This window comes from Streptomyces asiaticus (assembly GCF_018138715.1).
GTDB classification, from domain to species: Bacteria; Actinomycetota; Actinomycetes; order Streptomycetales; family Streptomycetaceae; genus Streptomyces; species Streptomyces asiaticus.
The window spans coordinates 5,318,976-5,344,877 of sequence record NZ_JAGSHX010000006.1 but is presented as its reverse complement, the minus strand read 5'-3'; the positions used below and the strand labels follow the sequence as shown (position 1 = coordinate 5,344,877).

Here is a 25,902-nt window from a genome sequence, read left to right as displayed (position 1 = left end):
CCTAGAGTGATCAACCGAACACGTCACGTCAACACCTGGTCTGGACTTTGTCTGATTCGCCCCATGTGTGACGGCGCATGGGAGGCCGCTCGCTTCTTGGAGAGCGGCTCCTCGCCCTTCGCGCGGTCGATTTCACACCAGATCCGCTTCCCGGAGCCCTCCGGCTGCCAGCCCCAGCGGTCGGCGAGACCGTCGACCAGCTCCAGCCCGCGCCCATGAGTGTCCCCCTCATCGGCGCAGCGCTGGCGCGGAGCGCGGTCACTGGCATCGGCGACCTCGACCCGGACCGTTCCCACACCGGCACCCCGGTTCGGGAACGACCCCGGCGCCCCGCCCCCGGCACCGCCACCGCTCCCGCCGCCCATCGACTGGGCGGGGAAGAGCATCCGCAGCACGGCCGGACAGCCGGTGTGCACCACGGCGTTGGTGACGAGTTCGGAAATGAGCAGAATCAACGTCTCGGCGAGTGGCTCATCGGCTCCGATCCCGGATCCGACAAGCCGCGAACGGGCCCATCGACGGGCACGGCTCACCTCCGCCGGGTCGGGCCTGACTTCCATCTGCGCCTGAAGCACCTGCACCGCTCACACCATCCGAACCGGCAGACACATCGCCTTGTACCTCCAAGAGGTCACGGACCGTGACACTCCCCCAGCCACCGCTGGGAGGTACCCCCGTGCGGGACAGCATGGTTGACGTACAGTCACCCCAACAAGCGCTTCGGTCATATTCCAGCGCCAAGGAGTATGCGTGGGGCATACTGTGCGACACGCGTCCCGAGGACTCGAACATCGAGGATGGGGCGTCGCATACCCCGGGAGAGCGGGGCACGTCGTCATGCCCGGAATCGCCCCATGGGCAACGCCGGGCTTCTCGCACCCCATAAGCGCTCGCACCCCACGGAGAGTACCCGAGCCCGGGCCCGACTCCAGCCTGTGACGAGTCACGCCTAGGAAACAACCTGGTATCAACGCTCGGTCACCTCAGAAGCTCTGGGGATCTCCCCAGAGAATGCGACATCCCAACAATTCAGGCGTATCCATCGAGCCCGGCTACAAACATGTTTCAACGGTCGACACGAGCCCGGCCGCCAGTTCCTCCTCCCCCTCGGCAGCGGACTGCCACTGACCTGCCCGCACCCAGGCCCGCTTGAGATGGAGGTGGACATCCGCCTCCCAGGTGAAGCCCATCCCGCCATGAACTTGCAGACAATCGCGGGCATTGTGGACAGCGGCCTCATCGGCGAGCAACTTGGCCGCCGCGATGTCACCCGGGTCTTCTGTGACCGCCGCGGCATACACCACACTTCTGGCTGATTCGGCACGAACCAGCATCTGGGCGCACAGATGCTGTACGGCCTGGAAGGCTCCGATCGGTCGGCCGAACTGGGTGCGGTGCTTGGCATGGTCCACCGCGAGTTCGACCGTACGGGAGGCGCTGCCCAGCTGTTGGGCCGCGGTCAGCAGCGCCGCCTCGCGGCGCAGCCGGGCGGCGAGCCCCGGACGGCCCGGCCCCGCCTGGTCCGTCCGGTCCGCCTGGCCAGGCTGGCCCGTCCGGTCGCTCCGGCCCGCCTGGTCCAGCCGGGTTCGGCTCCGGGGCGTCCGGTGCAGTGGGGTCGCCGGGTCGACGGAGCTCATCGGTGCCGCCGAACGCGCCGCCTCCTCCGCCGGAATCACCTCCACCGCCGTCGGCCCCAGCGCCAGCACCACATCGGCGGAGGCCAGATGCTCGACCGGCGCACCGCCCTCGTCCAGCGCCGTCACCACCGTCTCGCCCCGGGCCGCGCCCGCCGCCAAGGACCCCGAAAGCCCCGCCGCCAGCTCCGTCGCGACCAGCGGCCCCGGCAGCAGCGCACGGCCCGCCTCCTCGAAGGCCAGCACCACCTCCGGCAGTCCCAGCCCCACCCCGCCCGCCGACTCCGGTACCCGCAGCGCGAACAGCCCCGCCGCACCCAGCTCCCGCCACAGCGCCCGGTCCAGCTCCCCGCCCCGCGCCGCGCCGCCGTCACCCCGCTCCGCGCCGCCGTCACCCCGCTCCGCGCCGCCGTCGCCCCGCTCCGCGTCCCCGTCCACCACCGCCCGCAGCCGGGTGCGCGGAAAGCGCCGCTCCAGCAGTTCGCGCATCCCCGTCCGCAGCGCCCGCTGGTCGTCCGTGAGCTGGAAGTCCACGCCCCGCTCACCGTCCCTTCGGCAGGCCGAGGATCCGCTCGGCCACGATGTTCCGCTGGATCTGCGAGGTCCCCGCCGCGATGGTGTACGAGAGCGAGGAGAGCCGGTCGGCGACCCACTCCTGCCCCGCGTCCAGCGCGTCCGGCCCCAGCACCTCGGCGGCCGCGTCGTACAGTTCCTGCCGCACCTGCGAGTAGCGCAGTTTGAAGACCGAACCGCCGACGCCCGGCACTCCGCCGGTGCGCTGCGCCTCGCTCACATTCCACTGGGTGAGCCGCCACAGCGCCGCGCACTCCGCCGCGAGCCGCCCCAACCGGCGCCGTAGCACCGCGTCGTCCCAGCGCCCGTTGGCCCGCGCCGTCCTGGCCAGCGCCTCCAGCACACGCTTGCAGGCGACCACCTCGCCCACGAAGGCCGTACCGCGTTCGAAGGAGAGGGTCACCATGGTCACCCGCCAGCCGTCGTTCTCCTCCCCGACCCGGTGGCCGACCGGAACCCGTACCTCGTCCAGGAACACCTCGGCGAACTCCGCCGTACCGGCGAGGGTTCGCAGCGGCCGCACCGTCACCCCGGGCGCGTCCATCGGCATCGCAAGCCAGGTGATGCCCCGGTGCTTCGGCGTGTCGGCGTTTACCGGCGCGGTGCGCACCAATAGTTCGCACCAGTCGGCGATCTCGGCGTGCGAGGTCCAGATCTTGCTTCCGCTGATGACGTACTCATCGCCGTCCCGCACCGCCCGGGTGCGCAGCGAGGCCAGGTCGGATCCGGCGTCCGGTTCGGAGAACCCCTGGCACCAGACCTCGTCCCCGCGCAGGATCGGCGGCAGCCAGCGCGCCCGCTGCTCGGGGGTGCCCTCGGCGGCGATGGTGGGGCCCGCGTGCAGCAGTCCGACGAATCCCGCGCCCACATAGGGCGCACCGGCACGCTCGGTCTCCTCCAGGAAGATCAGATGCTGGGTGGGCGTCGCGCCCCGGCCGCCCGCGTCCTCGGGCCAGTGGAGTCCGGCGTAGCCCGCGTCATGCAGCATGCGCTGCCAGCCGCAGTCATAGGCGCGGCGGCCGGGCCAGTCGGCCGGATGCGGGCGGTCCGGCAGCTTGGGCAGGACCTCGGCGAGCCAGGCGCGCAGCCGGTGCCGGAAGTCCTCCTCGTCCTCCGTGTAGGTGAGATCCATCAGCGGCCGACCTCCGTTTCTGATGGTTCGTCAGACAAGGTGGGCTTCGGCAGGCTAGTCCGCGCCCCCTGGACCGACAAGCCACACACCCTTACGCTTCCAGCACTATCTGATGGGTCGTCAGCTACCGCCCCACGGGAGGCCGGGATGACCGAGGCCGGGATGACCGAGGCCGGGATGACCGACATCGCGCATGAGCTCGGCGGCTCGGCGACGCTGTGGGAACTGCTCGAGCGCCGCGCCGCCCTCACCCCCGACGCCCCCGTCCTGCTCCAGGCCACCGCCTCCGCCCGCCATGACCGGCGGCTGACCTTCGGCGCCCTGCGCACCCGCGCCGAGCGGACCGCCGCCGGGCTGTACCGGCTGGGGATACGCCCAGGCAGCCGGGTCGCCTGGCAGCTGCCCACCCGGATCGAGACGGTCGTACTGACCATGGCGCTCGCCCGGCTCGGCGCCGTACAGACCCCGCTCATCCCGTACTACCGCGACCGCGAGGTGCGGTTCGCGCTCCGCGCGTCCGGGGCGCGGTTCTTCGCCGTGCCCGGCCGGTGGCGCGGCTTCGACCACACCGCGATGGCGCGCCGCCTCGCCGCCGAACTGCCCGAGCCGCCGATGGTCTTCGAGGCGTACGACACGCTGCCGGTCGCCGACCCCAAGGCGTCGCGGCTGCCGCCACCGCCCACCGACGGACGAGCCGTCCGCTGGATCTACTGGACCTCGGGCACCACCTCCGACCCCAAGGGCGTGCTGCACACCGACCGCAGCCTCATCACCGCCGGTGCCTGCCTCGCCCACGCGCTGCGGCTCGGCCCGGACGATATCGGATCCATGGCCTTCCCGTACGCCCATGTCGCGGGGCCCGACTACACCGTGATGCTGATGCTCTACGGCTTCCCGGCCGTGCTGCTCGAGCATTTCTCACTGCCGGAGTCGCTGCCCGCTTACCGGCGGCACGGGGTGACGGTCGCGGGCGGCAGCACCGCCTTCTACTCGATGTTCCTGGCCGAGCAGCGCAAGGACCCCTCGCGCCGGCTCATCCCCACCCTGCGGCTCCTCGCGGGCGGCGGCGCGCCCAAACCGCCCGGGCTCTACTACGAGGTCGTACGGGAGCTGGGCTGCACCCTCACCCACGGCTACGGGATGACCGAAGTCCCCATGATCACCATGGGGGCGCCGGACGACACGGACGAGAACCTCGCCACCACCGAGGGCCGGCCGCCCAAGGAGATGGAGATCCGGGTGGTGGACGGTCAGGTGCGGCTGCGCGGCGAGGCGGTCTGCGCCGGATATCTGGACGAGGCCGAGACCCGTAAGGCGTTCGACGCGGACGGCTTCTTCCTCACCGGCGATCTCGGCCACCTTACGGAGAGCGGCCATCTGGTGCTGACCGGCCGCGTCAAGGACATCATCATCCGTAAGGGCGAGAACATCTCGGCCAAGGAGATCGAGCAGCTGCTGTACCAGCACCCGGACGTGGGCGATGTGGCGGTGATCGGCCTGCCCGACCCGGACCGGGGCGAGCTGGTCTGCGCCGTCGTGGAGCAGCCGGCCGGAGCGGAGGCGCTGACGCTCGGCCAGGTCGTGTCGTATCTGCGGGAGGCCGGGCTGTCGGTGCACAAGCTGCCGGAGCGGCTCGAGGTGGTGGACGCCCTGCCGCGGAACGAGACGCTGCGGAAGGTGCTGAAATACCAGCTGCGGGAGCGGTTCGCGGGGGGCGCCGCCTAGGGGGCCGGCGGACCGTGGCGCCTGCGGCGGGCCACGCGTCGGAGCCGCATATCGATGCTCCCCCTCCCCGCCCCTTCCCACAACTGGGGCTCCGCCCCAGGCCCCGGGAGTCCAGGGCGAGGCCCTGCCCCGCGGCGGGGACCCGGAAGCGCCCTAGCCGTTGGTCGTGCTGTACGTGGCCGTGGCCTGGTCGAAGTACTGGTTGACCGCCCGGCGCTCATCGGACGGGCCGATGACCAGGACCACGTGGTAGCGGCCGTCGATCAGCATCGCGAGGTTGCGCGCGTACACATTCCGCCCGCTGCTGTCGCGCCAGGTGAACGCGCCCTCCGCCATCGCCGTACGGCCGACGTCGATCCGCCGCAGCCCGGAGGACGAGGCCCAGGAGGAGCCGCGGAAGGCGGACAGTTCGGCCTCGCGGTCCTGCTGGTACGCCATCGGGTCGCCGCCGAACTCGGACATCTTGTCCCGTCCGGCCACGACCACCAGCTCGAAGTCGCCGCCGATGTAGCGGATCTGGCCGCGGCCGTTCTCGCCCCGGCGGGTCCAGCCCTCGTGGACGGCGACCTTGAAGCCCTTGGGGTCCTTACGGACCGCGTAGCCCTTCGCCAGCCCGGCCGGGTCGGTGGACTGCGGCTCCTGGTCGCCGGTGTCGACGGGGTCGGAGGGCTTTCCGGCCTCCCCCTCGTCGCCGTCGCCCTTGTCGCCGTCCGCGGGGTCGTGCGGCGCCGCGCTGGGCGCACCGGCCGAGCCCGTACGCTCCTGGCCGCCGTCGTCCTTGGAGCGCGGCAGGAACATCATCGCGTAGAGCACCGCGGCCGCCAGCCCCAGCAGGATCAGGAGCAGCAGCATCCGCCCCAGTCTGCGCGGCTTGCGCTGGGTGGGGGGCGCCGGAGGTGCCTGCCGGGTCTCCCGGGGCTCTCTCCGCTCCCGCTTCTCGCGCTTGTCCCGCCGGTGCCGCGCATGGCCCGCCGGCGCGTCGACCGCCGCGGTCGGGCGGCGGCCCCGGCCCCTGCGCACCAGCCAGCCCCGCCTGCGGACGATCGGCAGCCGCCGGGGGTCGGACGCGCCACTGGAGCCGAGCGAGGGCACCGTGACCGTGCTGATGCCGACGTCCGGCTCGGGCGCCGACCGGATCAGGGACCGCAGCCAGCCGCGCAGTTCCTCGAAGTCCGGGCGCTCGGTGGGGTCCTGGCGCATCAGCGACTCGACGACGGGACGCAGCGGACCGCACTCCTCCGCGTACGCGGGCGCCTCCCCACAGACCATCTGCACCAGCTCGGCGGCGTTCTCCTCCGGGTACGGGGCATGGCCCTGCACCGCGCGGAACAGCAGCGCGCCGAGCGCCCACAGATCGGCGGCGGGGCCGACCGGGGGCGCCAGCCGCCAGTTCTCATGGACCGGGCCCGCCTGCTCGGGCGCCCACCGCTCGGTGACGGCGCCGACCACGACGATACGGGCCTGGCGGGCGCGTTCGGCGGCGAGCGCGGTGGCGGGGCCGCCGCCGGTGGCTCCGCCGGAGTCCCAGGAGCCGCCCTCGGGGGCGGACGGGCCTTCGGAGGCGGACGGCTGGGCGCTCTCCGCGGCCTCCGGCCGACCGGGCCAGCGGGCGCCGCCGGTCACCGGCTCCGGGTCGGGCTCGGGGGCGGGGGCGGGGGCGGGCATCGGGGCGGGCTCGGGGGCGTGCGGGGAGCGGGTGGCCGCGTCGACGTTGGCCCGTGCGGCGGCGCGCGCGCCCGCCGCGTAGGCGGCGATGGCGCTGGCCCGCGCCGCCCGCGCGGCCGCGTTCGGCGCATCGGCGGCGGCGCCGCCCCGTTCGCTCTCCCGGTCCCCCGGCTGCCCCGGCTGTCCGGCCCGTCGCGGCCCGGGCAGTCCACCGGCGGCCGCCTGGTCCCGGTAAGGCGCCATGGGCCCACCGGCCCCCGGGCCGAGCGTCACTTGATCCCGGTACACCGGACCGCCGGGGCGGGACCTCACCGGACCACCGACGCCCGCGCCCGCACCCGGGCCCCCGCCTGCCGAACCGCCCACGTCCGGACCCGCCGAACCGCCCGCACCAGGCCCCGGACTCGCCTCCATCGCCCCGTGGTCGCCGTAAGGCGACCGTGGCTCGGGCAGGCCCGGCGATGTGCCCTGGCCGCCGTGTTCCCGGCCGTCGGTGTCGGGCCAGGCCGCGCCCGCGGGTTCGTCGGGCCGCGCCGCGCCCCCCGGTTCATGGCCACCGTAAGGGCGGCCCGGCGGCCGGAAGCCTCCCGCGGCGCCCTGGTCGTGGTAGCGGGGTCCGCCGTGCGGCCGCGCCTCGCCTCCCTCGGCCGTACGGGCCCCGGGGATGGCGGCGCGCCCTTCGTCCCCTCGCTCGGCCGGGCCCCGCTCGGCCGGGCCCCGCTCGGCCGGGCCCCGCACGGCCGCGTCCGGGTGGTCGCCGGAACCCGCCGGGCCCGGCGGCAGGGATGCCGGGGCGTCAGCCGACGGTCCATCCTCGGAGCCGGAGCCGGAGCCGGAGCCGGAGCCGGAGTCGGAGTCGGAGTCGGACACAGCGGGCGAGGACGCGGGCGCCGGAACGGGGTCGTAGCCGCACAGCGCCTCCTCCGCCGCACCCGCCGCCAGCCCGGTGAGCATCGCGCGCCCGTCATCGCACAACAGCACCGTACGGGCGGTGATGTTGCGGTGGACCCAGCCGTGGGCGTGCAGGGCGCGCAGCGCCGTAAGGATGTCGTTGGCGACCTCGGCGGCGCGGTGCGGGGACAGCGTGCCCTCCGCGAGCAGCGCTGCCAGCGGGCGGCCGGAGACCAGTTCGCTGACGATCCACAGGCTTCCGGCCTCCGCGAAGACATGGAAGACCTGGCCGAGCCGGGGGTGGTCGGGGATCTGCGCGGCGGACGTCGCCGCGGCGATGGCGCGCCGGACGGCCGGGTCTCCGCCGCCCCGGGCCGTACGCCCGGCACCGGCGAACGTGCCGTTCCGCCCCGACGGCCCGCCGCCCCACCGCGCGCTGTCGTCGACGACTTCCGCGTCGACGACCTCAGGCAGCGGTATCTGCCGCAGATGGACTTCCTGTCCGCTGTAGGTGTCGAAGGCGCGGGTCTCGACGAGTTCGTACTCGTCGGCGGGCGGCAGGGGCAGGCGATAGCGGTCGGCCAGCACCCGGCCCGCGTACTCCTCCACGACGCCTCCCCAAGCGCGCGACCAGCGCCGCCCTCATCAGCGGTCAGCGCAGCCTGAAACCCTTCAAATATGGTCGTTTTGGCGGGTTCCTGCGGCTGCGCACAGTCTAGGGCCTCTCACGATACGTGCCCGAACGACGCTTCGCCGACAGGAGTGTTCAGTCCGTAATCTTGAACGTGTCGAAGGCGGTCTGCCGGAGGGTGGCGCACTCCTTGTCGTCCCACTTGCTCGCCTCGCAGGTGATCAGTATGGCGAAGCCATGGCTGCCGTCCGCCTTGAAGCCGCGGTTGATGACGTGGACCCGCTTGCCGTCCCGATCGAGTCGCTCGAACTCCCAGTCCGCGACGGTCGGATAGCCCCGCCAGTCCACCGACTTGATGCCGAGGCCCTTGTAGCCGGACATGGTGCGGCGGGCGTTCTCCTCGCCCTTGCGCCAGTCCGCCTCCGCGTCAGACTTCGGCGCGTTGGTGAAGTCGATCTGAATACGCGGAATGCTGGACCCGCCGTAGTACTTACGGCTTCCGGAATAGCTTCCGGGGTGGACCGACCAGCCCTCCGGCATGGCCATGCTGAACGGGAAGTCGGAGCTCTTGACGGTCTTGTAGCCGTCGGGCAGACCGCCCTTACCGCCGTCGCCCTTGCCCTTACCGCTGTTGTCGCCGCTTTCGCCGCCCTTGCCCGAGTTGTCGTCCGACCCCTTGGAGGCGTCCGGCTGACCGCTCTGCTTGCCGCCGGAAGTCCCGGCCTTCGGCGACTCGCCCGCCGACTGGCCGGTCTTGTCGGTGTCCTTGCCCTGGCCCTCCTTGGAGCCGCCCGAGGACCCGGCGGAGGCGGACTTGTCGCCGCCGGAGGAGCCCTTGGCCTTGTCGCCGCCACCCCCGCCGTCGTTCAGGACGACGGCGAGCACGGTGGCCACAATGGCGAGCACCACGACCACCGCGATGATGATCAGCGTGCGCTTCGGGACCACATCGGTGATCGAGGCGCGCGGCGGCAGGGAAGGCCGCGGGCTGGGCGCGGCCACGGGCGTCGCGGCGTCCGACGCGGAGCCCGCCGCTCCGGAGCCCGCCGCTCCGGACTTCGCGCCCGACGCCGAAGCCGACGCCGACTCCGAAGCCGACGCCGACTCCGGCTCCGCCTTGCTCTCGTCCCCCGACTTCTTCGCGGCCGCGGCGGCAGCCGCGTTACGCACCGACTTCAGCGCGCCGCGCCTGCGCTCCGCGGCGGCCGTCTCCTTGGCCTCGGCGGCGGCCTCGTCCTCCTTCGACGGGGCGGGCGGCAGGCTCATCGTGCGGGTCGCGTCGGCGGGGGCCTTGGTGACCTCGGGCCCGTTCACCACGTGCTCCAGCAGCGTCCGCGCCCCGGCGTCGTCGAGCCGCCGGTCCGGGTCCTTGGTGAGCAGGCCGTAGATGACCTCCTCCAGCGGGCCCGCGTTCTTCGGCGGCTCCACCGGCTCGGTCATCACGGCCGTCAGGGTCGCTATGGCCGTGCTCTTGTCGTACGGCGGCACGCCCTCCACCGCCGCGTACAGCAGCCCGCCCAGCGACCACAGGTCGGCCGGCGGGCCGGGCTTGTGGCCGCGGGCCCGCTCGGGGGAGATGTAGGAGGGCGCGCCGACGAGCATGCCAGTCGAGGTCACCGACGGGTCGCCCTCGACCTGGGCGATGCCGAAGTCGGTGAGGACGACCCGGCCGTCGTCCGAGATCAGCACGTTGGAGGGCTTCACATCGCGGTGCAGGATGCCCGCCTGGTGGGCGGCGCGCAGCACATCGAGGACGGCGAGCCCGACCTCGGCGGCGCGCTTGGGGGTCAGCGGGCCGTCGTCGCGGACGACGTCGGCGAGGGAGCGACCCTCGATGAGCTCCATGACGATCCACGGGCGGTCGTCCTCGTCGACCACGTCGTAGACGGTGACGGCGCCGTTGCTGCGGATCCGGGCGATCGCCTTCGCCTCGCGCAGCGTACGGGTGATGAGCCGTCTCTTCTCGTCCTCCTCCACGCTGGACGGGAAGCGCAGCTCCTTGACCGCGACCGTACGGCCGAGGGTCTGATCACTCGCACGCCAGACCGTGCCCATGCCGCCCTGACCGAGAATCTCCCCGAGCCGGTACCGCCCGGCGAGGAGGCGCCCAGTCGAACCCTGCGTCTTCTCAGCCTCCGACATGCGACCCCTCTGCAAATCTACCCACCCTGAACCCACCCTGGGAGAGCGTCCATTGTCTCTCATCCGCGGACCCGGAACCGCCCCGGGTCCGGGGCGCGGCGTGGCGGCCACCGCGGTACCTGCGACCATCTGGAAGTACGCAGGAAACGGAGGTCCGTGTCATGCCCATCTCCGCCATACGATGGCACAGGCGGAGCCGTATGCCGACCGCCGTGGCGCTCACGGCCGCCCTCGCGCTCGTCCTGTCCGGCTGCGGCGCGGCGGCCACGGAGCCGGGCCGGGAAGCGGCCCCGCGGGCGAGCGCGAGCCCGGGCGCCGAGGGCGGCCGTGACGGTGTCCTGCACGCCGCCGTACGGCGGTTGGCGGCCCAGGGCGACGCGCCGGGGGCCGCGGTGCTCATCCGCCGGGAGGGCGGCGGCACGCGGTACCTCGCCTCGGGGGTCGCGGACGTCCGCACCGGACGCCGGATCCACCGGAACGACCACTTCCGGGCGGGCAGCCTCACCAAGACCGTCATCGCGGCGGTGACGCTGCGTCTTGCCGCCCAGGGGCGGCTCGGCCTCGGCGACACGGTGGAGGAGCACCTCCCGGGTCTGGTGCGCGGCCAGGGCAACGACGGCCGGACCATCACGATCCGTCAGCTTCTGAACCAGACGAGCGGGCTGTTCGACTACACCGCCGACCCGGCGCTGGCGCGTCAGCTGTCGGCCGCGGCCGGCCGCACCCGCACCCCCGCCTCCCTGGTGCGGACCGCCGTCGCGCACCCCCCGGACTTCGCGCCCGGGGCCGGCTGGCGCTACTCCAACACCAACTACGTGCTGCTGGGCATGGTCGTCCAGCGGGTCACCGGCCGCTCCTACGCGACCGAGGCCCGGCGCGACGTGCTCGCCCCGCTGCGGCTGCACGGCACCTCCTTCCCCGGCACCCGCACCGACCTCCCGGACCCGCACGGCCGCGCGTACACGCGGGACGGCGGGGCCGGGGACGGCGGCGCCCGGCGCGATGTCACCGATCTCAACCCCTCCTCGGCCGGGGCCGCGGGGGAGCTGATCTCCACGCTCGGCGATCTGACCCGCCTCCTCCCCGGTCTGCTGCGCGGCAAGGTCGTGCCCCGGGCCGAACTGCGGCAGATGCGGAACACCTCCGCCTCCGACGGCCGGTACGGCATGGGGCTGTTCCCGGTGCGGCTGGCGTGCGGGGTGACGCTGTGGGGCCACAACGGCGAGATCAACGGCTCCTACGCGCTGGCCGTGACCGCCCCCGACGGCCGCCACAGCCTCGCCTACCGGCTCAACAGCACGGCCGCCTCGGGTCTGACCGCCGAAACGTCCCTGCTCGAGGCCGAGTTCTGTCCTCGCCGGTAAGACACGTGCCCCCTCCTACAGCGGGATGATGTCCGGCGCGCCCAGCCGGGCCGCGTCCGCCGTCAGATCGTCCGGCTGACGCTGCGACTCGCGCTCCGCCTCCACCCGCTTCTCGTAGTGCTCGACCTCCCGGTCGAGCTGGTCCTGGGCCCAGCCCAGCACCGGCCCCATCAGCTCGGCCACCTCACGGGCGCAGCGCGTACCGCGGTCGAAGGTCTCGATCGAGATGCGGGTGCGGCGGGTGAGGACGTCGTCCAGATGGCGGGCCCCCTCGTGCGAGGCGGCGTAAACGACCTCGGCGCGCAGATAGTCCTCCGCCCCGGCCAGCGGCTTCCCCAGCGAGCCGTCGCCCGCGATCAGGTCCAGCACCTCCTGCGCCGCCGAGCCGTAGCGGTTGAGCAGATGCTCGATCCGCGCCGCGTGCAGCCCGTACTGCCGGCCGATCCGCTCCCGGGCGTTCCACAGCGCCTTGTAGCCGACGGCGCCGACCAGCGGGATCTCCTCGGTGACACAGGGCCCGACCCGGCGGTCGAGGCCGTGCACCGCCTCGTCCACGGCGTCCTTGGCCATCACCCGGTACGTGGTGTACTTGCCGCCCGCGACCACCACCAGGCCGGGCACCGGATGGGCGACGGTGTGCTCGCGCGAGAGCTTGCTGGTGGCGTCCGACTCCCCGGCCAGCAGCGGGCGCAGCCCGGCGTAGACGCCCTCCACGTCGTCGCGGGTCAGCGGCACCGCGAGGACCTCGTTGACGTGCTCCAGCAGATAGTCGATATCGGCGCTGGAGGCGGCCGGATGGGCCTTGTCCAGGTCCCAGTCGGTGTCCGTGGTGCCGATGATCCAGTGCCTGCCCCAGGGGATCACGAACAGCACGCTCTTCTCGGTGCGCAGGATCAGCCCGGTCGTGGAGTGGATGCGGTCCTTGGGGACCACCAGGTGGATGCCCTTGGAGGCCCGCACGTGGAACTGGCCGCGCTCCCCGATCAGCGCCTGGGTCTCGTCGGTCCACACCCCGGTGGCGTTGACCACCTGCCGGGCCCGGACCTCGAACTCGCCGCCCTGCTCCAGGTCGTGCACCCGGGCGCCGACCACGCGCTCGCCCTCCCGCAGGAAGCCGACCACCCGCGCGCGGTTCGCCACATGGGCGCCGTACTCCGCCGCCGTGCGCACGAGCGTGGTGACATAGCGGGCGTCGTCCATCTGGGCGTCGTAGTACTGCAACGCCCCGACCAGCGCGTCCTTCTTGAGGCAGGGGGCCACGCGCAGCGCCCGGCCGCGGCTCAGATGGCGGTGGGCGGGCAGTCCGCGGCCGTGCCCGGAGGAGATCGACATGGCGTCGTAGAGCGCGACGCCCGAGCCCGCGTAGAACCGCTCCCAGACCCGGTGCTTCAGCGGATACAGGAACGGCACGGGCTTGACCAGGTGCGGTGCGATCCGCTCCAGCAGCAGCCCGCGCTCCTTGAGCGCCTCGCGCACCAGTGCGAAGTCCAGCATCTCCAGATAGCGCAGTCCGCCGTGGATCAGCTTGCTGGACCGGCTGGAGGTCCCGGAGGCCCAGTCCCGCGACTCGACCAGACCGGTCTCCAGGCCCCGCGTCGCGGCGTCGAGCGCGGTGCCCGCGCCGACCACTCCGCCGCCCACGACCAGCACGTCGAGCTCACGGTCCGCCATCCGGGCCAGCGCCTCGCCGCGCTCGGCCGGTCCCAGTGCCGGTGTTTTCACCGCTGCCTCCCGTTGTGATCGACGCCACGCCGCCCTGCCGATTTTCCTGGCTTTCTCCCCTCCGTGCCATGCCGCTGCTCCGGCCATCGACGCGACACCGTGTCAACACCTCTCACCAATACTGAATACGAGTCATATTTCCGCTTAGTCTGCCTTTGCGCCATCCGACATCGTCCCGGGAAGGACGACACGACGTCATGCCCGCAGATCTCGCCGTCATCGGACTCGGTCATCTCGGTATTCCTCTCGCCCGGGCGGCCACCGCCGCCGGCGTCCGCACCGTCGGCTACGACCCCGATCCGCGCGCGGCGTCCGACCTCCGGGCCGGACGGCTGCCCGCCGGCTCGGGCGAGGGCCTGCTCTCCGCCGCCGAGCTGCGCCGGATGGCCTCCCAGGGCTTCCGGATCACCGCCGACCCCGCCGAGCTCGGCCGCGTCCGCACCGCTGTGATCTGCGCCCCGACCCCGCTCGGGGACGACCGCAGACTGGATCTGTCGGCGGTCGGCGAGGCGGCCCGCACGCTCGCGGCGAGGCTGCGCCCGCACACCACCGTTCTGCTGGAATCGACCGTGTACCCCGGCACCACCGAGGAATTCCTCCGTCCGCTCCTCGAGGAGGGATCCGGGCTGCGGGCCGGGCGCGACTTCCACCTCGCCTACTCCCCCTGCCGCCACGACCCGGGCAACCGCGACCACGGCCCCGCCAACACCCCCAAGGTCATCGGCGGCCTCACCCCCGCCTGCACCGAGGCGGCCGCCGCCTTCTACGGGCGCTTCACCGAGAAGGTCGTCCGGGCCCGTGGCACGCGCGAGGCCGAGACGGTCAAGGTCCTGGAGACCAATTACCGGCACGTCAACATCGCCCTGGTCAACGAGATGGCGGTGTACTGCCATGACCTCGGCGTCGATGTGTGGGACGTGGTGCGCTGCGCCGAGACCAAGCCGTTCGGCTTCCAGTCCTTCCGCCCCGGCCCCGGCGTCGGCGGCCACGGCGTGCCGGTCGACCACGGGCATATGGCCGATCCCCAGCGCGGCCTCGGCATCCCGCTGCGCATGGTGGAGCTCGCGCAGCAGGTCAACGGGCGGATGCCGGGCTATGTCACGCGCCGCTGCACGGCCCTGCTCAACGAGTACGGGAAGTCGGCGCGCGGGGCGCACGTACTGCTGCTGGGCGTCGGCTACAAGGCCGACGTCGCCGACGCCGAGGGCTCGCCCGCCCGGGAGATCGCCTCCCGGCTGATCGAGCTGGGCGCCCGGCTCAGCTACCACGATCCGTACGTCACGCGCTGGCGGGTGCTGGGGCGCGAGGTGGAGCGCGCCGACTCGGTGTACGAGGCGGCGGCCGACGCCGACCTGACCGTGCTGCTCCAGCCGCACCGCACCTACGACCTCCAGGGGCTGTCGGTGAAGGCCCAGCTGCTGCTGGACACCCGGGGGGCGGGGCCGGCGGGGATGGCGCACCGGCTGTGAGGCGCGGGGTTCGTTCTGGACCCCGCCGTCACCGGCTCCGCGTACGCCGTCACCGGATCCGCCGACCCCGCGTACGCCGTCACCGGATCCGCGTACGCGGTCATTGGCTCCGCGTGCGGTCATGGGCGCCGCGTACGCCGCAGCCGGAACGCGACCGCCAGCACGATCAGCGCCGTTCCGCCCAGCACGAAGATCACCGCTCCCGACGGCACCGACCGCACATCCGCCGTGAACGTCATCGGCGCGCCCCAGGGTCGGCCGTCGGCGGTGGTGTAGAGCTGGGCGGTCAGCCGCACCGGCCCGTTCGCGTACGCCTCCACCCGTATCCGCACCGTACGGCTCACCGCGCGCGACGCCTGGACCGGCATCGCGCGGTCCCGGGCGGTCAGCCGCTCGGGTCGGCTGGAGAGGACCCTGAGCTCCACCCCGGTGAGGTCCTGCTGGAGGCCGTTGTCGACGGTGACCGGGATGGTCGCCGAGCCCCCGGTCACCACCACCGTGGACTTCGGCACCAGCCGCACCGACGCGATCGAGGCGGTCAGATAGCGGGACACCCCCCGCTGATACGAGGCCGCGCCCGCCGGGTCGGCGCGCCAGGCGGTCGCCACGGAGCGGGCCAGCGCGGCCCCTACGGACGCGGCGGTGGCCCGCGCGTCCGACAGCACCTTGGCCAGGGCCCGCATCCGCAGCCGGTCCCGGACCACCGCCGCGAGCCGGGAGGGCGGCAGCTCGGAGGCGTGGCGCGCCAGCGGATAGCCGTCGAAGCCGCGCAGCCGCCCCGTCGTGGGCTTGCGCAGCGCGGCCGCGAACCCGGCAGGCTCAAGCCAGCCCGCCTTACGGCCCTCGGCCACCACCGTGAGCAGCACCCGGCCGACCGCGAGCGGCATCCGGCGCGGCGGCACCATGACCAGCTCGCGGCGGGCGTACGGCAGCTCCCGCGCGGCCGTGAGGGTCTCGGCGAGCAGCCGCTGGCGCAGGCGCAGCCGGGCGGGCGCGCCGGAGGCGCCCGCGGCCGGGTGGCTCGCGAAGAGCTGGGACGCGATCGCCGCGTCGTAGCGCAGCGCGGTCGTGCCGCCCTCGAGCGAGACGGCGCCGTCGTCGGTGGCCCCTTCGGATACCAGCTCACCGGCGGAGGCCACCCCGGCGCCCGAGGCGAGCACCGTGTCCAGGCCGAGCCCCTTGGCGTACCGGGCGATCCCGTCGTCCAGCTCACCGCCCGCGGGCCAGCCCACACCGGCCCGCGCGTGGACACCCAGCACCCGGTCCACCGCCCTCCGGCCGGTGCGCGAGGCCCGGCGCAGCAGCCCGGCGAGCGGGGCGCCGCCGCCGCGCGCGAGCGAGGCCAGATCCGGGTCCGCGTACGGCAGCGCGATCACCTCCCGGCCCCGGACCGCCGCCCGGAGCGCGGCCAGCCAGCCCGCCGCCGCCGCACCGCCCTTCCCCTCGGTGGCCTGCTGCGGATCGGTGTCACCTGGCGTACGGGCCACCCGGTAGCCGACCGCCATGGCCCGCGCCTGGACGATGAGATCCGGATCGAGCACCCACGTGACCGGCTGCCCCCTGCCCATCTCGACCAGCCGCCGCAGCCGCCCGCCCGGCCCGAAGGCGGCGGTCAGCTGATCGTCGCGGAAGACCGGCAGCACGCTGTCCTGGGTGCGCAGGGTCAGCGCCTCCATCCGCGGGGTGTCCAGGACCGGCCACAGCACGGTGGTGCGCAGCGGCTCCAGCCGGGTGGCGTCGGGATACGCGGACAGATGGGTGCGGGTCAGCCCGAGCACGGTCCCGGCGCCCGCGCCGTCCGCGCGGACGACGTGCACGGTGAGCGCGTACGCCCCGGCGCCGTCCAGCTCCAGGTCGGGGACGGGCACGGTGAGCCGGAAGCCCCGCTCGGCGCCGGTGGGCAGCGGGGCGAGACGGGCCGTGCGGTCGGCCACCTCGGGGCCGTCGGCCCGGGTCAGGAGCGTACGACGGGCCACGGTGGCGAGCCCGCCCCGGGTGTCGATCGCCCCGGAGGCCCCGATCCGCACCCCGATCCGCGCGGCCCCGACCCGCCGCCCGGAGGTATTGGTCACCCGCCCACTGATCCTCAGCTCGCCGCCCTGACGGACCACGGCAGGGGTGAGGGAGGCCAGCTCGACGGAGACGGGGTACCGGCGGGAGGGGGCGTGGTCCATGGCGGCGCCGCCAGGCCCACGGCCGTGCGGCGTGCCGCCGCGAGCTTCTCGGCTGCCCGCCGCGGTACCGCCGCGCGCCTCTCGGCTACCCGCCGTGGTACCGCCGCGCGCCTCTCGGCTGTCCGCCGCGGTACCGCCGCGCGCCCCACGACCGTCCGCCGTAGTGCCGCCGCGAGCCCCACGGCCGTCCGCCATGGTGCCGCCGCGCGCCCCACGACCGTCCGCCATGGTGCCGCCGCGAGCCCCACGACCGTCCGCCGTAGTGCCGTCAGGCCCACGGCCGTGCGGCGTGCCGCCGCGCGCCCCACGGCCGTCCGCCGGAACGGCTCCGTACGGCACGCGGCCCTGCACCGCCGTCACGGCCGCGCCATCAACCTCCCGGCCGTCCGCCAGGACCATCGCCGCCGCCCCGGCGGGCGTCGACAGCGCGGAAGTGATCGCGACCAGGATCGTGGTGGCGGTCGCGACGACCGCCCGCCGGTACGTCCTGCCGCGCCCCACGACCACCACCTCGACGCCCGCGCCTGCCGTCCGCCCGCGCCGCACGGGACCGACGCGGTGTCACCAGCCCACCACGCCGGGGACGAGGCCGCACGCCCAAGGCCGCCGCCCCGGGGAGACCCGCCGGGGCCGCCCCGAGGCGTCCTCAGCGGATCGCGGAAATCGGCCGCGGTGCGAACGGCGCCCCGAAGGGGCACGGGGCGCCGCGTGGGCGACCGGCCACGGCGGCGCCGCAGGACGCTCGACGGCATGCCGGGGCATTCCCGGCGGAGCGCTTGGGCGTCACACCCGCACGGCGTCCGGCCGACGAGGCCGTGCGTCCATCGCGGTGCGCAGCGAGGCGAAGTCCTCCACGCAGCGGCCGGTGCCGATGGCCACGCAGTCCAGCGGGTCGTCGGCCACCAGCACCGGGATGTTCAGCTCGCGCCCCAGCCGTACGTCCAGGCCGCGCAGCAGGGCCCCGCCGCCGGTCAGCACGATGCCGCGGTCCATGATGTCGCCCGCCAGCTCCGGCGGGGTCTCGTCGAGCGTGGCCCGCACCGCCGCGACGATGCTGTCCACCGGCTCGGCGAGGGCGTGCCGCACCTCGTCCGAGGTCAGTTCGAGCACCCTGGGCAGCCCGGTCGCCTGGTCCCGGCCACGGATGGCGCAGCGGTCCGGCGGCAGCAGCGCCTGGGTGTCCTCGTTGTCCCCGCTCTGGCCCGGGATGAACACCTCCACATTCCGCTCGGGCCGCCGGACGGCCTCCGAGACCCGCGGTACGGACAGCGGTCCGGTGGGCGAGGCGGATCCGATGGAGACCTTGATCTCCTCCGCGGTCCGCTCACCGATCGCCAGCGCGTACTGCTTCTTCACATAGGAGCTGATCGCGACGTCCATCGCGTCGCCCGCGGTGCGCACCGACCGCGCGGTGACGATGCCGCCGAGCGAGACCACGGCGACTTCCGTCGTACCGCCGCCGATGTCGACGACCATGCAGCCGGTCGGCTCGCTCACCGGTAGCCCCGCGCCGATCGCCGCCGCGATGGGCTCCTCGACCAGATGCACCTGACGCGCCCCGGCCTGGGTGGCGGCCTCCATCACCGCGCGCCGCTCAACACCGGTGATCCCGGAGGGCACACAGACCACCACCCGGGGACGGCCGAGCCGACGGCTGCCCATGACCTTCTTGATGAAGTACCGCAGCATGCGCTCGGCGATCTCGAAATCGGCGATCACGCCGTCGCGCAACGGCCGTACGGCGACGATGTTCGTCGGTGTCCGCCCCATGGTCTCCTTGGCCGCCGAACCCACCGACAGCACACTGCCGTCGACTGTGTTCACGGCCACAACCGACGGCTCATTGAGCACGATGCCCCTGCCCCGTACGTACACCAGTGTGTTGGCGGTGCCGAGGTCGATACCCATGTCACGCCCATTGAACGACTTGTTCTGCGCCATAAGTTGACATTATTGCTTATGCCGGATTCTGTCCCGGCACTGATGTCATTCGTACCACCGTGCGGCTATACCACTGCTACCTTGCGGACATGATCGTGTCCGCTTCCTCCGCAGCTCAGGCCGCGCGGCCGGCCCGTGGCCTCGCGGCGGGCATCGCGGCGGCCCTGCTCGGAGCCCTGGTCTTCGGCTTCATCCAGGGCAAAATCGGCCACCGTGGCCAGGAGGTCGGCTACTGGGCCCTGTGCATCGGGCTGTTGACCGGTGCCGCGCTGGGCAAGCTGGGCGGCCGGGCGCCGCTGCTGGCGCTCGTCGGTATACCGCTGGCCGTGGTCAGCGTCTCGCTGGCGCAACTGATCGGCGCCGCGGTACTGATGGGGGACGAGAGCTCGTGGCCCACCACGGACACCCTGACCGAGCACTTCGGGCTGGTGGCGGACTACTGGCGCGATCACATCCTGGGGCGCAACGACATCACCTTCTACGCCGTGGCGGGAGCGGAAGGTTACCTCGTCGCGAAGCGCATCGCCGAATAGCGGCGACGAATCCGCATATGCCGGGCCAGCGTGTCTCCGTCCGGTCCCAGCCATGTCACGGACGTCGGACACAACTTGTCTGATTGTCATGCCTGCCTGTTAGTTTTATGGCTCGATAGTTTCCTTCCGCGTTCCCAGCCCGCAGCCGCTCATCAGCCGCGCTGTCCCCGGAACGCGGTCTCAACACCTTCATCCCCGGGGGAATTCCATGAGCCAGAACTGGCAGCAGCCACAGCAGCCAGGCGGGTACCCGCAGCAGCCGGGCGGCTATCCGCAGCAGCCCGCCCCGCCCCAGCAGGCCGGTGGGTACGGCTCCGCGCAGCAGCCCGGCTACGGCTACCCGCAGGGCCAGCCGCAGCAGCCCCAGCAGCCTCAGCCGCAGTACGGCGGCGGCTTCCCGCCCCCCGCGCCGCCGGCCGGCCGCCCGGGCAACCCGCTGCTGGCGGTGGGCGCCGCCCTTGTGGCCACGGTCGTCGGCGCGTTCCTCTACGCGTTCCTGCTGAGCGCGATGGCGAACACGGACAAGACCCCGCCGGAGGTCACCCAGTTCGCGTACGCCGGTGTGGTCGTCGGCGCGCTCATCGGTCTGGCGGTCGCCAAGCTGGGCGGCCGTAACACGGGACTGTGGGTGGTCGGCGCGGTGCTGGCCCTGGCCGCGGTGTTCCTCGGCGAGCTCTACGGCTACGCCATGATCCTGCACGATGTGCTGAGCAACTACGCCGACAAGATCGGCGGCGGCGCCAGCAGCCAGGTGCTCTCCTCGAACGAGATCTTCTTCGACCACTTCAGCGACCTGTGGAAGTCGTGGAAGGAAAACTCCGACGCGCTGACCTACATCTTCATGGCGCTCGCGCCGGTGGCCGCGGTCGGCACCGCCTACCGGATCAGCAACCGCTGATCCCACAGCCCACACAGCGAGGGGAAGGCCCCGACCGCGAGGCGGTCGGGGCCTTCCCCTTACTGATTCGGTTGCTGCTGAACCGGTTGCCGAAACCGGCTTATGAGGAACGCTCAGCGCTTGTCGCGGGCCGACGGGGCGACCGTGACCTCGACCCGCTGGAACTCCTTCAGCTCCGAATAGCCGGTCGTGGCCATCGCGCGGCGCAGCGCGCCGAAGAAGTTCATCGAGCCGTCGGTGGTGTGCGAGGGGCCGAGGAGGATCTCCTCGGTGGAGCCCACCGTGCCCAGGTTCATCCGCTTGCCGCGCGGCACCTCGTCGTGCACGGCCTCCATGCCCCAGTGGTGACCGCGGCCCGGCGCGTCCGTGGCCCGGGCCAGCGGGGAGCCCATCATCACCGCGTCCGCGCCGCAGGCGACGGCCTTCGGCAGATCGCCGCTCCAGCCCACGCCGCCGTCGGCGATCACATGCACATAGCGGCCGCCGGACTCGTCCATGTAGTCCCGGCGGGCGGCGGCGACATCGGCGACCGCCGTGGCCATCGGCACCTGGATGCCCAGCACGTTGCGGGTGGTGTGCGCGGCGCCGCCGCCGAAGCCCACCAGCACACCGGCCGCGCCGGTGCGCATCAGGTGCAGCGCGGCCGTGTAGGTGGCGCAGCCGCCCACGATCACCGGAACGTCCAGCTCATAGATGAACTGCTTGAGGTTGAGCGGCTCGGCGGCACCGGAGACATGCTCGGCGGAGACCGTGGTCCCGCGGATCACGAAGATGTCGACCCCCGCGTCCACCACGGCCTTGGAGAACTGGGCCGTGCGCTGCGGGGACAGGGCGGCGGCGGTCACCACGCCCGCGTCCCGCACCTCCTTCAGGCGCTGGCCGATCAGCTCCTCCTTGATCGGCTCGGCGTAGATCTCCTGCATCCGGGTGGTCGCGGTGCGCTCGTCCAGCTCGGCGATCTCGGCCAGCAGCGGCTCCGGGTCCTCGTAACGGGTCCAGAGCCCCTCGAGGTTGAGCACCCCGAGGCCGCCGAGCTCACCGATGCGGATCGCGGTGCGGGGCGAGACCACCGAGTCCATCGGCGCGGCCAGGAAAGGCAGCTCGAAGCGGTAGGCGTCGATCTGCCAGGCGATCGAGACCTCCTTCGGGTCCCGGGTGCGACGACTCGGCACAACGGCGATGTCGTCGAACGCGTACGCCCTGCGGCCGCGCTTGCCGCGCCCGATCTCGATCTCAGTCACGTGGGTGCCTTTCCCTGTTCACGAACAGCAGTCCCAGTATCCCTGCCCGCGCCGTCGCGAGGTCGCCCGGGTGAACGGCGCGGATCAGCTGACAGCGCGGACAGCGTGGATCAACGGACGGCGCGGATCAACGGCCGGAGTAGTTCGGCGCCTCGGTGGTCATCTGGATGTCATGCGGGTGGCTCTCCTTGAGGCCCGCCGCGGTGATCCGCACAAAGCGGCCCTTCTCCTTCAGCTCCGCCACATTGGCCGAGCCGACATAGCCCATCGACGCCCGCAGACCGCCCACCAGCTGGTGCGCGACCGAGGCGAGCGGGCCGCGGTAGGGCACCTGGCCCTCGATGCCCTCGGGGACCAGCTTGTCCTCGGACAGCACGTTGTCCTGGAAGTAGCGGTCCTTGGAGTACGAGCGGGCCTGGCCACGCGTCTGCATCGCGCCCAAGGAGCCCATGCCCCGGTAGGACTTGAACTGCTTGCCGTTGATGAAGACCATCTCGCCCGGCGACTCCTCGCAGCCGGCCAGCAGGCTGCCCAGCATCACGGTGTCCGCACCGGCCGCGATCGCCTTGGCGATGTCGCCCGAGTACTGAAGGCCGCCGTCGCCGATCAGCGGCACCCCGGCCGCGTGACAGGCGCGGGCGGCCTCGTAGATGGCGGTGACCTGCGGCACGCCGATGCCCGCGACCACGCGCGTGGTGCAGATCGAGCCCGGGCCGACGCCGACCTTGACCCCGTCCACCCCCGCGTCGATCAGCGCCTGGGCGCCGTCCCTGGTGGCGACATTGCCGCCCACCACATCGACCGCGATATTGGACTTGATCTTGGCGATCATGTCGAGGATGCCCCGGCTGTGGCCGTGCGCGCTGTCCACGACCAGGAAGTCGGCCCCGGCCTCGACCAGCGCCTGCGCCCGCTCGTACGACTCGTCGCCAACGCCGACGGCGGCGCCGACGACCAGCCGGCCGCCCGCGTCCTTCGCCGCGTGGGGGTACTGCTCGGCCTTCACGAAGTCCTTGACCGTGATCAGGCCCTTGAGCACGCCCGCGTCGTCGACCAGCGGCAGCTTCTCGATCTTGTGGCGGCGCAGCAGCTGCATCGCGTCCTCGCCGGAGATCCCCACCTTGCCGGTGACCAGCGGCATCGGGGTCATGACCTCGCGGACCTGACGGCCCCGGTCGACCTCGAAGGCCATGTCACGGTTGGTGACGATGCCGAGCAGCTTGCCCACGGCGTCCGTGACCGGCACACCGCTGATGCGGAACTTCGCGCACAGCGCGTCCGCCTCGTGCAGCGTGGCGTCCGGCCGGACCGTGATCGGGTCGGTGACCATGCCGGACTCCGACCGCTTGACCAGGTCGACCTGGTTGGCCTGGTCCTCGATGGACAGATTGCGGTGCAGCACGCCCACGCCGCCCTGCCGGGCCATGGCGATGGCCATCCGGGACTCGGTGACCTTGTCCATGGCGGCGGACAGCAGCGGCACATTCACCCGGACGTTCCGCGAGACCCTGGACGAGGTGTCGACCGCGTTCGGCAGCACCTCGGAGGCGCCCGGCAGCAGCAGCACGTCGTCGTACGTCAGCCCGAGCATGGCGAACTTCTCAGGCACTCCGTCGACGTTGTCAGTCATGACACCCTTCCAATGGTCTTGCCCCAGCGCGGACTCCCATGCTAACGGGCTCCCCGAGTGCCTCATTCCGCCCTGTGGATAACTTCTCAGCGACCTGCTAAATACGGAAGGCACAACAAGGTAACGAGCCGGGTGGAACTCCGGTGGGCCCGGGGGTCACTGCTCGGCGAGCGCGCGCAGCCTGCTCAGCGCCCGGTGCTGGGCGACCCGCACCGCTCCGGGGGACATCCCGAGCATCTGCCCGGTCTCCTCCGCCGTCAGCCCGACCGCGACCCTCAGCAGCACCAGCTCGCGCTGGTTCTCCGGAAGGTTGGCCAGCAGCTTCTTGGCCCACTCCGCATCGCTGCTGAGCAGCGCCCGCTCCTCGGGCCCCAGCGAATCGTCCGGCTGCTCCGGCATCTCGTCCGAGGGGATGGCCGTGGAGCCCGGGTGCCGCATGGCGGCCCGCTGGAGATCGGCGACCTTGTGGGAGGCGATGGCGACGACGAACGCCTCGAAGGGCTTTCCGGTGTCGCGGTAGCGCGGCAGCGCGCACAGCACCGCGAGACAGACCTCCTGCGCGAGGTCGTCCACGAAGTGGCGGGCATCACCCGGAAGTCGGGACAGCCTCGTACGGCAGTAGCGCAGGGCCAGCGGGTGGACCAGGGCCAGAAGATCGTGGGTGGCCTGCTCGTCCCCCTCAGTTGCGCGCCCGACGAGGGCGCCGATCGCCCCCGTACCCCCGGGAGCTCCCTTGGGGGCTCCTGGGCTCTCCTCGTCGCGCGGCATCCATCCATGGTGCCTCGGGCCCGGGGGCTCCGTGGCATCGCGTCCGTAGTTGTGCGCTGAAGCGTTATGAGCAGGTGCGCCGGCTGTCGTCACGTCCTGCGCTCTCCCCTCACGCCCGACCGACTCGTCCCCGAGGAACTCCACACCTTCAAGGATGCGGCATAGCGCGGGGAACTGATACAGGCCACCACCACAGCGCTCGCCGCGCACGCTTTCGCCCCGCCCGCCACCCGACGGGCGGGGACCGTCGCGCCCCCGCTGCGCAGCACGTCAGAACGGTCGTGGCCGGATCAGCGGACCAGACCCCAGCGGAACCCGAGGGCCACCGCATGCGCCCGGTCGGACGCGCCGAGCTTCTTGAACAACCGGCGTGCGTGCGTCTTGACCGTGTCCTCGGACAGGAACAGCTCGCGGCCGATCTCCGCGTTGGACCGGCCGTGGCTCATGCCCTCGAGCACCTGGATCTCCCGCGCGGTGAGCGTGGGCGCGGCGCCCATCTCGGCCGAGCGCAGCCGGCGCGGGGCCAGCCGCCAGGTGGGGTCGGCGAGCGCCTGGGTCACGGTGGCGCGCAGCTCGGCGCGCGAGGCGTCCTTGTGCAGATAGCCACGGGCACCGGCCGCCACGGCCAGCGCCACTCCGTCCAGGTCCTCGGCGACCGTGAGCATGATGATCCGGGCGCCGGGGTCGGCGGAGAGCAGCCGCCGCACGGTCTCGACCCCGCCGAGACCGGGCATCCGTACGTCCATCAGAATCAGATCCGAGCGGTCGGCACCCCAGCGGCGGAGGACTTCCTCGCCGTTGGCCGCCGTCGTCACACGCTCGACGCCGGGCACGGTCGCCACCGCGCGGCGCAGCGCCTCTCGGGCAAGCGGGGAGTCGTCGCAGACGAGGACGGATGTCATGGCCGCCCTCCGCAGCTGATGCGCGTCACCTTGAGCCTCCAGGCTGGTACATATCGTCACCTGAGCGATTGACAGCCCCGGATATCTGTCCGAGAGCTTTACCCATCAACCGCCTCCGCACTCTCAACGACGGTCACCCGAAAGAGTTACGGGGTTCGGCGGCCACCTTCGACACTCTACGTGAGGGCCCGGACACGGAGCAGCTTCGTCGCGCCGGTCGCGCCCTTCGCGCCTCCCCCATAGGGCAGCCCCCGAGGCAGTCCCTTCGGTGGCATTTGGCGACCTTGCTTCCAATTTGCCGGTCTGTGTGGCTAGATTCGCAATGAGTCATATTTACATCTACTTACACCGTAGGTGTACGACCCAGGACACAGCGTCCGCAGCCGATCACTTCGAGGAGATAAGGCAATGGCAGATTTCTCCCGTCTTCCCGGCCCGAATGCCGACCTGTGGGACTGGCAGCTCCTGGCCGCGTGTCGCGGGGTCGACAGCTCGCTCTTCTTCCACCCGGAGGGGGAGCGCGGCGCTGCCCGCAGCGCACGTGAGATGTCGGCGAAAGAGGTGTGCATGCGCTGCCCGGTACGGGCGCAGTGCGCGGCCCACGCCCTTGCCGTACGCGAGCCCTACGGGGTGTGGGGCGGACTGACCGAGGACGAGCGCGAGGAGCTCATGGGGCGGGCGCGGCACCGCGCGGTCGCCAGTACGGGCGCCCCGGGATCGTGATCACGGCCTGACCCCGGCCAACTGAAGAAACGTTCCTTCCGCCACCACCGGGGCCTGTCACCACCCGGGCCTGTCACCACCGGAGCCCGTCCACCCGGGCCTGCCACCACCCGCCCGTCGCCACCCGGCGCATGCGCGGACGGC

Annotated in this window: 18 protein-coding genes; 6 read left to right on the top strand and 12 right to left on the bottom strand. The window is 72.6% G+C overall.

The genetic code is table 11. From position 1 onward, the window contains the following. Positions 1 to 23: 23 nt before the first annotated feature. The 3 genes from KHP12_RS30275 to KHP12_RS30265 form a co-directional block, all read right to left on the bottom strand. A complete protein-coding gene (locus KHP12_RS30275; protein WP_086884828.1) occupies positions 24 to 581 on the bottom strand; it encodes an ATP-binding protein in 558 nt (185 codons plus the stop codon). A 471-nt stretch (positions 582 to 1,052) separates the two neighbouring features. Next, the gene (locus tag KHP12_RS30270; protein ID WP_210609688.1) at positions 1,053 to 2,168 is read right to left on the bottom strand and encodes an acyl-CoA dehydrogenase family protein; all 1,116 of its coding nucleotides are present in this window, start codon (positions 2,166 to 2,168) and stop codon (positions 1,053 to 1,055) included. Between the two features lie 7 nt (positions 2,169 to 2,175). Next, a complete protein-coding gene (locus tag KHP12_RS30265) occupies positions 2,176 to 3,339 on the bottom strand; it encodes an acyl-CoA dehydrogenase family protein (RefSeq protein ID WP_037953010.1) in 1,164 nt (387 codons plus the stop codon). Between the two features lie 177 nt (positions 3,340 to 3,516). Between KHP12_RS30265 and KHP12_RS30260 the strand changes: the two genes are divergently transcribed. Further along, positions 3,517 to 5,064, top strand: a complete 1,548-nt coding sequence (locus KHP12_RS30260) for an AMP-binding protein (protein WP_086885287.1) — start codon at positions 3,517 to 3,519, stop codon at positions 5,062 to 5,064. 153 nt (positions 5,065 to 5,217) lie between these two features. Here KHP12_RS30260 and KHP12_RS30255 read toward each other — a convergent pair whose 3' ends face one another. After that, positions 5,218 to 8,229 carry a serine/threonine kinase C-terminal domain-containing protein gene (locus KHP12_RS30255; RefSeq protein WP_210609686.1) on the bottom strand — a complete coding sequence of 1,004 codons (3,012 nt, stop codon included), beginning with the start codon at positions 8,227 to 8,229 and terminating at the stop codon, positions 5,218 to 5,220. A 157-nt stretch (positions 8,230 to 8,386) separates the two neighbouring features. Beyond that, complete coding sequence (locus KHP12_RS30250; RefSeq protein WP_086883674.1) at positions 8,387 to 10,393, bottom strand: serine/threonine-protein kinase; 2,007 nt, start codon at positions 10,391 to 10,393, stop codon at positions 8,387 to 8,389. Positions 10,394 to 10,593: 200 nt separating this feature from the next. Between KHP12_RS30250 and KHP12_RS30245 the strand changes: the two genes are divergently transcribed. Continuing rightward, the gene (locus KHP12_RS30245; RefSeq protein ID WP_244203067.1) at positions 10,594 to 11,757 is read left to right on the top strand and encodes a serine hydrolase domain-containing protein; all 1,164 of its coding nucleotides are present in this window, start codon (positions 10,594 to 10,596) and stop codon (positions 11,755 to 11,757) included. Positions 11,758 to 11,772: 15 nt separating this feature from the next. On the opposite strand, the gene KHP12_RS30240 is transcribed toward KHP12_RS30245, so the two are convergent. Continuing rightward, the gene (locus tag KHP12_RS30240; RefSeq protein ID WP_086883676.1) at positions 11,773 to 13,479 is read right to left on the bottom strand and encodes a glycerol-3-phosphate dehydrogenase/oxidase; all 1,707 of its coding nucleotides are present in this window, start codon (positions 13,477 to 13,479) and stop codon (positions 11,773 to 11,775) included. A gap of 197 nt (positions 13,480 to 13,676) precedes the next feature. Between KHP12_RS30240 and KHP12_RS30235 the strand changes: the two genes are divergently transcribed. After that, positions 13,677 to 14,948 (top strand): nucleotide sugar dehydrogenase, encoded by a 1,272-nt coding sequence (locus KHP12_RS30235; RefSeq protein WP_086883677.1) that lies wholly within the window; start codon positions 13,677 to 13,679, stop codon positions 14,946 to 14,948. A 119-nt stretch (positions 14,949 to 15,067) separates the two neighbouring features. Here the strand turns inward: KHP12_RS30235 and KHP12_RS30230 are convergent, their stop codons facing one another. Next, positions 15,068 to 17,668: a DUF6049 family protein gene (locus KHP12_RS30230; protein WP_211833931.1), complete on the bottom strand. Its 2,601-nt coding sequence runs from the start codon at positions 17,666 to 17,668 to the stop codon at positions 15,068 to 15,070. Between the two features lie 237 nt (positions 17,669 to 17,905). Beyond that, on the bottom strand, positions 17,906 to 19,063 hold the full coding sequence (locus KHP12_RS30225) for a rod shape-determining protein (protein ID WP_086883678.1): 1,158 nt from the start codon (positions 19,061 to 19,063) through the stop codon (positions 17,906 to 17,908). An 89-nt stretch (positions 19,064 to 19,152) separates the two neighbouring features. Here KHP12_RS30225 and KHP12_RS30220 point away from each other — a divergent pair, with 89 nt between their 5' ends. Both KHP12_RS30220 and KHP12_RS30215 read left to right on the top strand, forming a co-directional pair. Next, a complete protein-coding gene (locus tag KHP12_RS30220; protein ID WP_086883679.1) occupies positions 19,153 to 19,596 on the top strand; it encodes a hypothetical protein in 444 nt (147 codons plus the stop codon). Between the two features lie 208 nt (positions 19,597 to 19,804). Continuing rightward, entirely contained in the window at positions 19,805 to 20,494 is a 690-nt protein-coding gene (locus KHP12_RS30215; protein ID WP_211833930.1) for a hypothetical protein, read from the top strand. 113 nt (positions 20,495 to 20,607) lie between these two features. Here the strand turns inward: KHP12_RS30215 and KHP12_RS30210 are convergent, their stop codons facing one another. The 4 genes from KHP12_RS30210 to KHP12_RS30195 all read right to left on the bottom strand — a co-directional run bounded on the left by KHP12_RS30210 (position 20,608) and on the right by KHP12_RS30195 (position 25,035). Beyond that, on the bottom strand, positions 20,608 to 21,735 hold the full coding sequence (locus tag KHP12_RS30210) for a GuaB3 family IMP dehydrogenase-related protein (RefSeq protein WP_037953000.1): 1,128 nt from the start codon (positions 21,733 to 21,735) through the stop codon (positions 20,608 to 20,610). A 127-nt stretch (positions 21,736 to 21,862) separates the two neighbouring features. Then, entirely contained in the window at positions 21,863 to 23,365 is a 1,503-nt protein-coding gene (guaB, locus tag KHP12_RS30205) for an IMP dehydrogenase (RefSeq protein WP_086883681.1), read from the bottom strand. Between the two features lie 156 nt (positions 23,366 to 23,521). After that, positions 23,522 to 24,133 (bottom strand): sigma-70 family RNA polymerase sigma factor, encoded by a 612-nt coding sequence (locus KHP12_RS30200; RefSeq protein ID WP_037952997.1) that lies wholly within the window; start codon positions 24,131 to 24,133, stop codon positions 23,522 to 23,524. Between the two features lie 290 nt (positions 24,134 to 24,423). Continuing rightward, positions 24,424 to 25,035: a response regulator transcription factor gene (locus KHP12_RS30195; protein ID WP_003948568.1), complete on the bottom strand. Its 612-nt coding sequence runs from the start codon at positions 25,033 to 25,035 to the stop codon at positions 24,424 to 24,426. Positions 25,036 to 25,443: 408 nt separating this feature from the next. Here KHP12_RS30195 and KHP12_RS30190 point away from each other — a divergent pair, with 408 nt between their 5' ends. After that, positions 25,444 to 25,758 (top strand): WhiB family transcriptional regulator, encoded by a 315-nt coding sequence (locus tag KHP12_RS30190; protein ID WP_037952995.1) that lies wholly within the window; start codon positions 25,444 to 25,446, stop codon positions 25,756 to 25,758. The last annotated feature ends 144 nt before the right edge of the window (positions 25,759 to 25,902 follow it).

Bases quoted from the DNA above. Each gene is read 5' to 3' on its own strand.
- KHP12_RS30235 (WP_086883677.1), top strand. From the start codon at position 13,677: ATGCCCGCAGATCTCGCCGTCATCGGACTCGGTCATCTCGGTATTCCT.
- KHP12_RS30245 (WP_244203067.1), top strand. From the start codon at position 10,594: ATGCCGACCGCCGTGGCGCTCACGGCCGCCCTCGCGCTCGTCCTGTCC.
- KHP12_RS30200 (WP_037952997.1), bottom strand. From the start codon at position 24,133: ATGCCGCGCGACGAGGAGAGCCCAGGAGCCCCCAAGGGAGCTCCCGGG.
- KHP12_RS30190 (WP_037952995.1), top strand. From the start codon at position 25,444: ATGGCAGATTTCTCCCGTCTTCCCGGCCCGAATGCCGACCTGTGGGAC.
- KHP12_RS30215 (WP_211833930.1), top strand. From the start codon at position 19,805: ATGAGCCAGAACTGGCAGCAGCCACAGCAGCCAGGCGGGTACCCGCAG.
- guaB (WP_086883681.1), bottom strand. From the start codon at position 23,365: ATGACTGACAACGTCGACGGAGTGCCTGAGAAGTTCGCCATGCTCGGG.
- KHP12_RS30250 (WP_086883674.1), bottom strand. From the start codon at position 10,393: ATGTCGGAGGCTGAGAAGACGCAGGGTTCGACTGGGCGCCTCCTCGCC.
- KHP12_RS30265 (WP_037953010.1), bottom strand. From the start codon at position 3,339: ATGGATCTCACCTACACGGAGGACGAGGAGGACTTCCGGCACCGGCTG.
- KHP12_RS30220 (WP_086883679.1), top strand. From the start codon at position 19,153: ATGATCGTGTCCGCTTCCTCCGCAGCTCAGGCCGCGCGGCCGGCCCGT.
- KHP12_RS30260 (WP_086885287.1), top strand. From the start codon at position 3,517: ATGACCGACATCGCGCATGAGCTCGGCGGCTCGGCGACGCTGTGGGAA.
- KHP12_RS30195 (WP_003948568.1), bottom strand. From the start codon at position 25,035: ATGACATCCGTCCTCGTCTGCGACGACTCCCCGCTTGCCCGAGAGGCG.
- KHP12_RS30225 (WP_086883678.1), bottom strand. From the start codon at position 19,063: ATGGCGCAGAACAAGTCGTTCAATGGGCGTGACATGGGTATCGACCTC.